General features: G+C 41.5%; 6 protein-coding genes. 3 read left to right on the top strand and 3 right to left on the bottom strand.

The genetic code is table 11. The features are described from left to right. Positions 1-165 precede the first annotated feature (165 nt). Both FIU21_RS12540 and FIU21_RS12535 read left to right on the top strand, forming a co-directional pair. Positions 166-1,851, top strand: coding sequence for a SusR-related protein (locus FIU21_RS12540; protein ID WP_036885727.1), 1,686 nt, complete (start codon positions 166-168; stop codon positions 1,849-1,851). Between the two features lie 376 nt (positions 1,852-2,227). Next, positions 2,228-2,782, top strand: a complete 555-nt coding sequence (locus tag FIU21_RS12535) for a DUF3332 domain-containing protein (RefSeq protein WP_004358816.1) — start codon at positions 2,228-2,230, stop codon at positions 2,780-2,782. A gap of 453 nt (positions 2,783-3,235) precedes the next feature. Here FIU21_RS12535 and FIU21_RS12530 read toward each other — a convergent pair whose 3' ends face one another. Continuing rightward, positions 3,236-3,697 carry a copper resistance protein NlpE N-terminal domain-containing protein gene (locus FIU21_RS12530; RefSeq protein WP_036885777.1) on the bottom strand — a complete coding sequence of 154 codons (462 nt, stop codon included), beginning with the start codon at positions 3,695-3,697 and terminating at the stop codon, positions 3,236-3,238. A 318-nt stretch (positions 3,698-4,015) separates the two neighbouring features. Continuing rightward, positions 4,016-6,271 carry a polyribonucleotide nucleotidyltransferase gene (pnp, locus tag FIU21_RS12525; RefSeq protein ID WP_036885728.1) on the bottom strand — a complete coding sequence of 752 codons (2,256 nt, stop codon included), beginning with the start codon at positions 6,269-6,271 and terminating at the stop codon, positions 4,016-4,018. Between the two features lie 1,369 nt (positions 6,272-7,640). Between pnp and FIU21_RS12520 the strand changes: the two genes are divergently transcribed. Continuing rightward, positions 7,641-9,563, top strand: a complete 1,923-nt coding sequence (locus FIU21_RS12520) for a DEAD/DEAH box helicase (protein WP_004358823.1) — start codon at positions 7,641-7,643, stop codon at positions 9,561-9,563. 793 nt (positions 9,564-10,356) lie between these two features. On the opposite strand, the gene FIU21_RS12515 is transcribed toward FIU21_RS12520, so the two are convergent. Further along, positions 10,357-12,480 (bottom strand): S46 family peptidase, encoded by a 2,124-nt coding sequence (locus FIU21_RS12515; protein ID WP_004358828.1) that lies wholly within the window; start codon positions 12,478-12,480, stop codon positions 10,357-10,359. Positions 12,481-12,509 lie beyond the last annotated feature (29 nt).

Below are 12,509 nucleotides of genomic sequence, written 5' to 3'. Positions count from 1 at the left end.
AGTTGAAGTAACCGTCAATAGTAGTACTCAAGTAGATGAACTTATGTTGCTATTAATCACAAATAACTTATTATCAACATTTTAAATAATAATAATAATTTCTTGAAGTAGACATCCTCTATTTCCGAGTAAAGTATTATCTTTGTACTCAATAGTAATTAAACGATGAAAAGAAGCTTATTATATATACTCTTCTTGTTACTGCCAACAACATTATCTGCTGGTAGTAAGACACAACAGCTACGACAAAAGTTAGACAATTTATTGGAGCAGCGTAAGGCACTTATCGACAATAAGAATAAAGATATCAACCGACTAAAGAAGAATCTCACAACCAGTGAGAATACGCTTAAACGTCTACAGACCTACGAACAGCTATTTGAAGAATACTATGTTTTCCAATTTGACTCTGCAATGACATACCTAAACAAAGGTATCAAACTTGCAAAAGAGACGCAGAACACCTACTATTACAATAGTAATACCATCAGTAAGGCAGAGCTATTATCCATTGGTGGCTTATATAATGAGGCTATTCATGAAATAGAACAGGTGGACACAACCGTTCTTGACAAGGCACAACACTTTGAATATTACATCTCTCTCTTCCGTATTCATACCTATTGGGCAGACTTCTGTAACGATAAGACCTATACGCCAACACACCGATTAAAGGCGCAAGAGTATCTTAAGAAGGCGATGCCTTTTTGCGATGAAACCGGTAAAAATCACGAGTATTACCTCGGTGAATACGCTGTTTTTGTATTGAATAATCCACAAGCAGCACGTGCTCATTACATCAAAGCCATAAAGCAGTTACCCCAAAATTCCCGATTCTATGCCATGTCATGCTTTGCTCTCTCTGGTAGTTATGGCAACGAGGGAAATACTGAAAAGCAGGAAGAGTTCCTTTTATTGTCGAGTATTGCAGATATAGAGAACTGCACGATGGAGAACTTTGCCCTCCAAAATCTTGCAATGTACATCTTTGAACACAACAAAGATGAGCTTGACCTTGCACAACAATATATTCAGACAGCACTCGAGGATGCCCATTTCTATAATAACAGGCTCCGCATCATTGAGATTTCAAGTAAGCTACCAGTGATTGTCAGTAGCTACCAGCAGACGCTTAACCAGCGCAACAAGGTGCAGATGACAGCCATCATAGCTATCTCGCTACTCCTACTCTTTCTGCTTTCCGCAGTCTTTTATATCGTTAAACAAACCAAACGCCTTAGTCTTCAGCAACAAGAATTACAAAAGAATAACAACCAACTTTCTGAACTGAACACCCAACAAAAAGAGTTGAATACACAGCTACACGGCCTCAATGCGTTACTTGTTGATACCAACCGCAAACGCGAGAGATTAGCAAAATTGTATATTGACCTTTGTGCAAAGTATATTACCCGACTCAAGAAACAACAGACATTGGTTAAAAGAAAGATTAAAGCCAATCAAATAACAGAACTGCTTAGTCAGCTTTCATCAGAACGATTATCAGAAGAAGACGCAGCCACTTTCCTCTCTCGTTTTGATAAGGCATTCCTCGATCTCTATCCAGACTTTACTGAGGAGTTAAACAGCCTACTCTTACCAGAAGGGCAGATTCAGAACAAAAGCACCGATGAACTCACAACAGAACAGCGCATTATGGCACTTATCCGATTAGGCGTAAAGGAAAGTGCCGAGATAGCCGACCTGTTGTTCTACTCTCCACAGACCATCTATAACTATCGCTCTGTCCTAAAGGGGAAAGCCATTAACAAAGAAACCTTCGAGGAAGAAGTGATGAAGCTCTGTCGAGTAATTGGTAAATCGACCTCCACACAATTTAAACCCGAATAGGTTATTAGACCACAATATATATTGTTTTTATAACTATAGCATTGTTTCCTAATATTTTTTATTTTCTTATCGCCAACTTGTCTGCCTTTTTAACTTGACGTAGCCCGCTACGCCTACGCCCAAAAGACAGCCAAGGTGATCGATAATAAAACAAAATATGTTTAGGCTCTAATAACCGATTCGGGATTGAAAAAGCGTTAACAAAAGCGTTTGTTATGTCAAAAACATTAACTTATCAAGTTAAAAACACCAAACATTCAATATCATAAAATAAAATTATCTCTTAATAAAAATAAGAGTATTATTTTTGTAGACATAAATTAAACCGCTTAGTAATAATAGATTAATATTCACCAAATAAACTAATTTGAAAGTTATGAAAACAAAAGGAATCAAGTCTATGGTTGCCCTCTTGCTTGGCGCAACACTCATGAGTTCATGTGTAGGTTCATTTGCTTTGTTCAACAAACTCGCAAAGTGGAACAAGCACGCTACAAAATCTAAGTTCCTCAATGAGATTATCTTCCTCGTAATTTCTCCTGCCTACGCATTCTGTAGTGCTGCTGATGCACTCGTACTCAACAGTATTGAATTCTGGACAGGTGATAATCCTGTTGCTAACCGCGTTGGTAAAACACGCAACATCAAGGGTGACGATGGTTTGATTTATGCTGTAAAGTATCTCGAGAATGGTTATCAGATTACAAAGCCAGATGGTAGCGTATTCTACTTCACTTACAACAAGCAGGAGAACACATGGTACATGAATGCTGAGGGTAAGGAGCAGAAGATTATTCACTTCAATGGTGATGGTTCTGTAAAGGCTTTCCTCAACAATGGTTTGACAGCAGACGTTACACTTGATGCAAATGGTGTATATGAGGTTCGTCAGATGCAGGCTGGTACAAGTTTCTTCATGGCAAGAAGATAAGATTCATTCTTGCTAAATTACAATATCAAATAGGGGCACAGACGTGTCCCTATTTTTGTTTCTATAAGGAGTATCAAAATCATATCAGGCGTTTTATGCAGTCTTGATAAGCATCGCTCGCTGTCCAATCATTAGCGTTTACTCTGGAAATAAACAATGAGAAAGTATCGATATTCTCATCATCACCATTCGTGTTAACGCTCCGCACCAATGGTGCGGAGGCTTAGCACACATCGTGCGGAGCATTAACACCAATGGTGAGAAAGCCTAAACACGTTCTTATCATTTCTCATAATAAACGCTACATACCATTAGAAAAGAGCCATACAACCGAAGAGAAGTATTCATTACATGATAAAGACGAATCATCCCTACCCTACAGAAAAAGGGCTTGCACAAGGTATAAACCCTTGGCAAGCCCTTTTATATTAATGTTTTGTTTACAGATTCTTCTTACTTCAACTTCAAGTCGTAGTTCATATCCTTTGTATTAACTGCTGGCTCCTCGAAGTCAGAGTTAACAAGACGAAGTGTAGAATCGTTTACTACGAGGAAGTTGGTCTTGTTGTCCTTACCCAACTCGAACTGGTAGTAAGTATTTTTCTTACCCTTAACGTCCTTCTCTACAACCTGATATTTACCTGTATAGTTGTAAACAGTATCAGCCTCAGAAGCAGACTTCATGTAAGACTCAGATACGCTGAAACCATTTGATGAATCCTTTGCCAAAGCAACACGATACTTGATACCAGCAACATCAGCTGCAGGTGTCAAACCCTCGTAAACAGCAGAGTCGCCAGCAGCAGCTGAATCCTGAACTGCAGAATCTGCACCCTCGTTGTTTGCAGTAGTCTTGCCATTGTTACAAGCTACCATAGCTGCACAAGCAGCTACCAAAAACATAATCTTTTTCATAATCATTTTAGTTTTATATTGTAAACTCTATTTTAACTCTCGCGGTGCAAAGATATTGTATTTAGAATTAAAAACAAGAATGTTTTAACCTTTATTTATATTTATCGTGCAAGTTTTATTTTATTTTCATGGGTACTACACGTATACCTTGTCCAATCGGTAAATTTATTGGTTTAATAACTAAATGATAATCATATAGTTGATCAATACATCCAATAGAATTAGGTTTAGACTCTACTTGGCTTTGTAGATAGAGAAATAAATCCCCCAGTAAGCTTATAGGCTGCTTCTGGGGGATTATAGTACTATAACAAACGATTAATCGTTGTTCTCAGATTCATTGTTCTCACGACGTGGACGACGCTCATCAAAGCGACGCTCACCGTCACGACGAGGACGACGATCACCACGTGGACGACGCTGTGGCTCAACATATCCCTCTGGTTTCTCAAGCAAAACGCGGCGTGAAAGTTTGTATTTACCTGTCTTAGGGTCAATCTCGAGGAGTTTAACCTTTATCTTATCGCCTTCCTTGATACCTGCCTCTTCAACAGTCTCAAGACGCTTCCAGTCGATTTCTGAGATGTGAAGCAAGCCGTCCTTACCTGGTAGAATCTCTACGAAGCAGCCATATGGCATGATAGAACGTACTGTACCCTCGTAAACCTCACCAATCTCTGGAACGGCAACGATTGCCTTAATCTTACCCAAAGCAGCGTCGATTGAATCCTTATTAGGTGCAGAAACCTGTACCTTACCAACACCATCAGTCTCCTCGATAGTGATAGTAGCACCTGTTTCCTCCTGCATCTGCTGGATAATCTTACCACCAGGACCGATAACAGCACCGATGAACTCCTTAGGAATCTCCAACTGAACGATACGTGGAACCTGTGGTTTCATCTCAGCACGTGGCTCTGCAATAGTCTCAGTCATGATGTTGAGGATGTGCTCACGAGCAGCCTTTGCCTGCATAAGCGCCTTCTCAAGAATTTCGAATGACAAACCATCACACTTGATATCCATCTGAGTTGCTGTCAAACCGTCCTTGGTACCAGTTGTCTTGAAGTCCATATCGCCCAAGTGGTCCTCATCACCGAGGATGTCACTCAGTACAGCATACTTATCTTCTCCTGGGTTCTTGATAAGACCCATAGCGATACCTGACACTGGTTTCTTCATTGGAACACCTGCATCCATCAATGCAAGTGTACCTGCACATACGGTTGCCATAGAAGAAGAACCATTAGATTCGAGAATCTGACTTACCAAACGAACAGTGTAAGGGAAGTCAGCAGGAATCTGACCCTTCAAACCACGCCATGCAAGATGACCATGACCAATCTCGCGACGGCCTACACCTCGCTGAGCCTTAGCCTCACCTGTACAGAATGGAGGGAAGTTATAGTGAAGGAGGAAGCGCTGGTAGCTCTTCTCCAAAACGTTATCAACCATCTTCTCGTCCATCTTTGTACCGAGAGTACAAGTAGAGAGAGACATTGTTTCACCACGCTGGAAGAGAGAACTTCCGTGTGGCATTGGTAGTGTATCAATCTCGCACCAAATAGGACGAATCTCATCTGTTGCACGACCGTCCATACGCTTACCCGTATCAAGTACGCTACGGCGCATTGAGTCACGCTGAACATCAGCAAAGTAACGGTCAATAAGAGTGTGTTTTTCTTCGAGGTCGTCTTCTGAAAGGTCTGTGTGAGCTGCGTCATAAGCCTCGGTGAAATCAGACTTAATCTTGTCATAAGTCTCCTCACGGTGCTTCTTATCATCGTCACCGCTCTGAGCCTGAGCGTAGCAAGCGTCGTATGTAGCCTTGCGGAGTTCCTCACGCAACTCCTCATCATTGACTTCATCTTCGTATGCACGCTTAACATCTGTACCGCAAGCCTTTGAAAGCTCTTCCTGCATTTCACACATAGGCTTGATTGCCTCGTGTGCAGCCTTCAAAGCACCGATGAGATCCTGCTCAGAAACCTCGTCCATCTCACCCTCTACCATCATGATATTGTCCTTGGTAGCACCAACCATGAGGTCCATATCAGCTTCCTTCATCTGCTCGAAAGTTGGGTTGATAACGTACTCGCCGTTAACACGTGCAACACGAACCTCTGAAGTAGTATGCTCGATTGGAATATCTGAAGCTGCAAGCGATGCAGAAGCTGCCAAACCAGCAAGTGCATCAGGCTGATCAACGCCGTCAGCAGACAGCAACATTACCTGTACATAAACTTCACAGTGATAATCTGATGGGAAAAGTGGACGAAGAACACGGTCCACAAGGCGTGATGTTAGGATTTCGTCGTCATTGGCTTTGCCTTCGCGCTTGGTGAAACCACCTGGGTAACGACCTGCGGCAGCATACTGCTCGCGATAATCAACTTGCAAAGGCATGAAGTCTGTTCCCGGAACTGCCTCTTTAGCTGCACAAACAGTGGCGAGAAGTACTGTGTTACCCATGCGGAGAACTGCTGCACCATCGGCCTGCTTTGCAACCTTTCCGGTTTCAATTGAGATGGTTCTTCCATCTGGCAACTGAACTGTTTTCGTAATTACGTTCATCTAAAATTTTAAAATACTTATTGTTTTGACCAACATCTTTGGGAACCAAAAGTGGTAACTCTTTATAGGCTCGAATGCCTTGACGTTTACCTTCTCACGCGTCCCGAAAAAATTAATCCGTGCAAATTTACCTATTATATATGTAACACCCAAATAAAAACGAATTTATTTTAGGTCTGCTAATTATCAGATGTTAAATCGCTTAACTTGCTTTTCTTTTCCTTTTAATCTCCTTTTATCATTTTTGGAGGTCATTTTCCGTTCAATGTGTAGATTGTACTTCGTATAGTCTTAACGGAAGAAACGAAGTTACTCATTAAACAAACAACATTGCTAAGACACTCAGCGATCTATTCTATGATTATCTTCTGCCATAGAAAACTCCTTCAGTTTAATACTGCAAAATCACAGACAAGGCGCAGAAAAATCATTACAAAACCTCAAGCAAAACAACTATAAATAACGATAAAAACATGAATAAAAGACAAGCTTATAACCGACAGAAAATCAATTGGTTATAAAACAGCAAAGTAAAAGGTGCTTAATTGGACTTCAAAAGGGCGTTAGTAAGGGTCCTAAAGGGCACCTTTTACAAGTCTATTAAGCGTCTTTAAGAAGCCAAAAGAGCATGTATTGGTTTTGAGTCAAATGAAAATAATTTACATGCAGCTATAAAGTGAGAATAAGATATTTGAAGATTACGGATAGAGATAATATCGAATTGCATATTATCTTGCAGTTTTTCCATTTGTAAAACCATCTAATTTGAGCATATCCACACCACGCCAATGCGTAAGCTTTGACACTATTTCCAATCCATGCATTTAACAGAAGTCCCCTCTTTACATATAGAATAAAAGAAGAAAGGCTTCGCATCACTGCGAAACCTTTCATTTAACATCAAACTTACTCACGTAAGTTTTGTGTCCTTGTACTAACTCAAATAATTAACTTTAATAACGACTATTTTTCTATTTGACATTGCAAAGTTACAAAAAAAACACATAAAAAAAATGTAATTCACGAATATTCGATGACACTTTTAGACTTTATAACAGTACAGGTGTTTTCGTAGTATTTTTTAATAGCTTATGATAAAATACTAAAATCTATCAACTTTTTTTTAGAATTCTCATCGCCTCCTCTACCCTATATCCTTCTTTTTCTTCCATTCCGTTGATTTATAAAGAGTTTTATTTGCTCATCTCAACTTCTTAACGTACCTTTGCAGCCAATTAAAGGTAACATACCACCTGAGAGTCTGCGTACTGACTGGTTGAAGCCCGTCGCAGGCAAGTGTCTTTTTAGTGGGTTCGTTTGGTGGTGAGCTTACCTTTTATATAGGATAATAAATAATAAACAAACGAATTTGAAGACATTTGAAGAGTTAGGTGTGAGCGAAGAGATTCGTCGCGCCATTAGTGAGCTTGGATTTGAACATCCAATGCCTGTACAGGAAGAAGTAATCCCTTATTTACTTGGTAATCGTAACGACGTCATCGCACTGGCACAGACTGGTACGGGTAAGACGGCTGCATTCGGTTTGCCTTTGCTGCAACGTATTGATACAAGCAGCAAGGAGACGCAGGCTATCGTGCTTAGTCCTACGCGTGAACTTTGCTTGCAGATTGCCGATGACCTAAAGGAATTCAGTAAGTATATCCCTCATTTGCATATCGCAGCTGTCTATGGTGGTGCATCTATCGATACACAGATTCGCCAGTTGCGTCATGGTGTACAGATTATCGTGGCTACACCGGGCCGACTGATTGACCTTATGCACCGTGGTAAGGCTCGTCTTGACAAGGTTAGAAACGTTGTTTTGGACGAGGCTGACGAGATGTTGAACATGGGTTTCCAAGAGAGTATCACTGAGATATTGACCGGTGTACCTGAAGATCGTAACACATTGTTGTTCTCGGCTACGATGAGTCGTGAGGTAGAGCGCGTTGCAAAGGGTTATCTACATGACTATAAAGAGATTGTAGTGGGTAGCCGTAACGAGGGTGCTGAGAGTGTAAACCATATTTATTATATGGTGAATGCACGCGACAAGTACCTTGCCTTGAAGCGATTGGTTGACTTCTATCCAAAGATTTATGCGATTGTATTCTGCCGTACAAAGGTTGAGACACAGGAGATTGCTGACAAGTTGATTAAGGACGGATACAATGCAGAGGCGTTGCATGGCGACCTCTCGCAGCAGCAGCGTGACCTTACGATGCAGAAGTTCCGCTCACATCTCACACAGATTCTCGTCGCTACAGACGTTGCAGCACGTGGATTGGATGTGAACGACTTGACACACGTTATCAACTATGGTCTCCCTGATGATATCGAGAACTACACCCACCGTTCTGGCCGTACGGGTCGTGCAGGAAAGAAGGGTACTTCAATCTCGATTATTCACTCACGTGAGAAGTATAAGGTACGTAATATTGAACGCGAAATCAGTAAGGACTTTGTTGACGGAACACTGCCTTCACCAGAGGAAATCTGCAAGAAGCAGCTGTTTAAGACAATGGATGACATCCTGAAGACAGACGTTGATGAGGACCAGATTGCACCTTATATGAAGGATATCAACCGACAATTCGAGTATATCGATAAGGAGGTTGTCATCAAGAAGATTGTTTCTGCAACCTTTGGTCGCTTCCTTGACTATTATAAGAATGCTCAGGAGATTGAGAAGCCATCGTCACGTAGTGCACGTGAGGATAGCCGTGGCACAAGAGGTGAAGGCAGAGGAAGTCGCAACCGTGGTCCACGTAAGGCGGAGAGTGGTTATAAGCGACTCTTTATCAATCTCGGTAAGGCAGATGGTTTCTATCCGGGTGAGGTGATGCAGTTCATCAATAAGAATGTGCATGGTAAGCAGGCTGTAGGACATATCGACCTCCTTGCTAAACAAAGCTACATCGAAGTGCCAGAGCAGGACGCTCAGAAGGTGATGCAGTCACTGGACGGTGCTACCTATAAAGGTCGTAAGGTGCGTTGTAACGATGCAGAAGAAGGTGGTCACGGTCATTCGTCTAATGGTCGTTCAGCCAGTGGCAATGGTCGCTCTGCAGGCGGCCGTGGTGGTTACGGCAGCCGTGGCGAAGGTCGTCAGGACGCTCGTGAGCGCAAAGGCCGTGGTCGTCGCCAGTATGATGAGAATCCTTTCGGAGGCCAGCATAAGTTCAAGAAAGATGATTGGAAGGAACTTATGAAATCCAGTCCAGCTAAGCTAAAGGGCGATGAACCAGACTTCTCTGAAGAAGGATGGGCAAGACGCAAACCAAAGAAGTAAATACCCCACCCCGACCCTCCCCAAAGGGGAGGGAGACTTAGCGTATAACATTGGAGAGGTTTTCGATAAATTGGCTATACATCAATCATATATTGTATAGCGCATTGCTATCTTCATGAGTGGTGTTAACCCTCAGCACCATTCGTGCGGAGCATTAGCACCATTCGTGCGGAGCATCAGCACGAGTAGTGCGGAGCCTCAACACGATAACTAAAAGGGGGAAGAGAGAAGGCTATTACCGGTATCGTATATCGTGAGGTATCACTCATACGAAAGCAGTTTCTCAGTTTACCAGCAATAACTATGTACAAAATCATAGCCAGTTTATACCGTTTTAATATGAGAGGGTCTAACAGAAGCATTCCTTATTTTGCTACCTTGACAAACCTTCTCGCACTGTTTACACTTTGTTTCTTTATAATAATTGCTTTATTAAATATGCAGAGTGTATTAAAATTTTGGCATACAGGCTCAAAAGGAGGGGATTACCTAATAGGTGCAGTTATTGTCGTTCCCTTATACCTCTTAATGTTTCGTATGTTTCCCGAACGAAAGATGAAAGAACAAGAGGCATTACTGACAAAGAAAGAATATCAGTTAGGGCTGTTTTCTTATGTATTCTTGGTAATAATATTAATGATTACCCTTTTCGTTATTATCTAAATAAAAATATAGGATGCTTACAGTAAAAGTCAATAAGCTGATAATATACCCATAAAGATACTACTTTTCAAAAGAAAAATAGGTATGTTCATTCTTGAACATACCTATTTTAATATATTAGGAGTAACCCTTACTGTGGGTTAATTTCCTTCAAGAGACGGTCAGCGTGACCCCACTTATCCATCAAGTAGAGGACGAAACGGATGTCAACACCAATACAACGTGCGAGCTTGCGATCGAAGTTGATATCACTTGAAAGGCTATCCCAGTTACCATCGAAAGCAAGACCAATAAGGCGACCCTTACCATCAAACATTGGAGAACCTGAGTTACCACCAGTGATATCATTGTTAGTAAGGAAGCAAAGCTGCATCTTACCTGTTGTCTTATCAGCATAACGACCGAAGTCCTTAGCACTCATAAGCTCCATCATGATAGGCTCAACCTTGTAATCCTCAAGTTTCTTACCTAACTTCATCTTCTCAACAAGACTCTCAGCAGTTGTGTAGTAGTTGCTGTCAAAGCCACCAATCATATAACCACCGACCTGACCATAAGACATACGCATCGTGAAGTTAGCGTCACTGTAATGTGGCATATCCATCTCCATCTGTACCTTTGCCTCGCAAAGCTTCTTCTCTTCCTGCTCGATAGCTTCTATCTTGCTAACATAGTTGGTCATAACTTGCTGATAGAGCATCACGAGTTCTACTCCAAGCTGTATACCTGGGTCGTTGAGTGTCTTCTCATCATTATAGAACTTATGGTCCTTAACAAGTAGTTTACTATTTGCATAGAGCCAGTCAGTGTACTTCTTATAATTGTTACCAAACTTTGTTTTGATAACATTAAATACTTCTGGACGATACGCAGCAGGTACGTGTTCAGCATAATTCTTCAACATAGCAGCTGTCATTTCCTTATCAAGGGCTAAGTTCCAGTCGCTACTATTGTCCTTAAACTGTATATACTGTGCTGATTCATCATCCTTAGGCCCCTGTGGTTCGATAGCACCACGGGTGATATCCAAGGCTCTCTGAATCAATTCAGACACCTTCCAGAATGACTCGTTCCAGTAAGCTTGAACCAAAGCAGGCTCAGCACTCTCCTTATAAAGGTTGCTTAACTTCTTGAGATCAACATTTACAGCAGGGTCCTTCACGGCCTTTTCATCCAACCATCTCTGTATCTTAGCCTCATATTCAGCCTTCTGACGAATCAAACCGATGGAATCAATACATTTATTCATACCAATAGAGTTCTTCCAGTAGTTAGCTGATGTAACGTACTTGTTCTCATATTGGAGACGAGTCTTCTCGTTCTTATCCATGTACTTCTTCATAATAGCGAGCTTGATATCACGAACTTGTACACGAACAGTGTTTTCAATGTCTCGACGCTGCTGTATACCGAACGAAGACAAGTAACGATTAGTAGAGCCAGGATAGCCAATTGTCATTGCAAAATCCTTATCCTTGTAGCCCTGAAGACTTACAGGAGCCCAGTTAGCTGGCTTATAAGGCACATTATCCTTTGAGTAGGCAGCTGGTCCGTTGGTCTTAGGATCGGCATAAATACGGAACACAGAGAAGTCACTTGTCTGTCGTGGCCACATCCAGTTATCTGTTTCACCACCGAACTTACCCATACTCTTTGGTACTGTGAACACCAAACGTACGTCTTGGAAGTCCTGATATGTAGTGGCATAATACTTATTTCCCTCGTAGAAAGCATCAACACTGATATGCAAAGTCTTATCAATGGTCTTGATAGAATCGGTCAAATGATTTGTAAGAGAATCGATAATCGCCTCTGTCTGTTCAGCATTCTTACCTGCAATAAGCTTATTAACACGAGGAGTAATATCCTCCTGCTTCTTCATAAAAGACACAAACAAGTCCTTGCTTGGGAGTTCCTCTGCATAGCTTTTTGCATAGAAACCATCCTTCATATAATCATGTTCAACGGTGGAAAGGGCATTAATTGCGCTGAATCCACAGTGATGATTAGTGAAGACAAGACCATTTGGTGATACAACAACACCTGAGCAGAAGCCAGAGAAGTTGATAACAGAATTGCTAATAGCGTTAGGTGCGCCATAAAGCATGTTGCGTGGCAACTGGAATCCCTCAGCTACCATTTGTTCGTAGACGGCATCTGGCAAGTTATAGAGCGTCCACATACCCTCGTCGGCGTGCATGGATGTACTACCCAATGCGAGAAGTCCGGCAATAAGTAAAGTCGATTTCTTCATAATGATATTATTGATTAAATGATACTTGT

The organism is Prevotella melaninogenica, from assembly GCF_013267595.1.
GTDB lineage: Bacteria > Bacteroidota > Bacteroidia > Bacteroidales > Bacteroidaceae > Prevotella > Prevotella melaninogenica_D.
The sequence above is the reverse complement of the archived record's forward strand: the minus strand, read 5'-3'. Positions and strand labels throughout refer to the sequence as shown.